This is a genomic window from Flavihumibacter sp. CACIAM 22H1, assembly GCF_001601815.1.
In the GTDB taxonomy this organism is placed as follows: domain Bacteria; phylum Bacteroidota; class Bacteroidia; order Chitinophagales; family Chitinophagaceae; genus Flavihumibacter.
In genome coordinates, this window is record NZ_LUKG01000006.1 from 32,701 (window position 1) to 33,375 (window position 675).

The following is a 675-nucleotide window of genomic DNA, read 5'->3' on the forward strand; positions in this document are numbered from 1 at the left end:
GTATACCGGTGCAGTGCTGAAGGTGAAAGACATGACCAAAGATTTCTTTCGCATCGTACTGGATGGGCATTTTTATTTATGGTTGCCTCCCGCTATTGGCCGGCCAATTGTTGGTTCAGCAACACTGGTGTTTTTAATTATGCTTATCAGTGGTATTGTTTTGTGGTGGCCCAAAAACAAGGCTGCCATGAAACAGCGGTTTTCCATAAAATGGAACGCGAAATGGCGAAGAGTCAATTACGATCTGCACAATGTGCTTGGATTTTATATGAGCTGGATTGGCATATTTCTGGCAATCACCGGATTGGTATGGGGCTTTGACTGGTTTGCCGATGCTACTTATTATGCAACTTCAGGAGGGAAACAAAGACCACCACATGAACATCCGGTATCCGATCCGAAGATTGCAGGAAACACGGATCAGGTAGCTGATCAGTTATGGGCAGCACACCGGAGCAGGATGACGGATAAAGAAAGCATCACGGTGTTTTATCCGGTTACTGCAACCGATCCGCTCGAGATGGGAGTGAACCATCGCCCGGGTACCTATTATAAAGTTGATTATTACCACTATGATCGCTACAGTGGCGAAGAATTGCCGGCAACAGGCTCCTATGCCGGAGGGTTTGATGAAGCAAGTATGGCGGATAAACTTGTTCGTATGAACTACGATAT

The 675-nt window shown here is 46.1% G+C and carries 1 protein-coding gene; it reads left to right on the plus strand.

The window, feature by feature from the left end; genetic code table 11:
* On the plus strand, positions 1–675 hold a 675-nt coding region (locus tag A1D16_RS03095), incomplete at both ends, for a PepSY-associated TM helix domain-containing protein (RefSeq protein ID WP_290707852.1).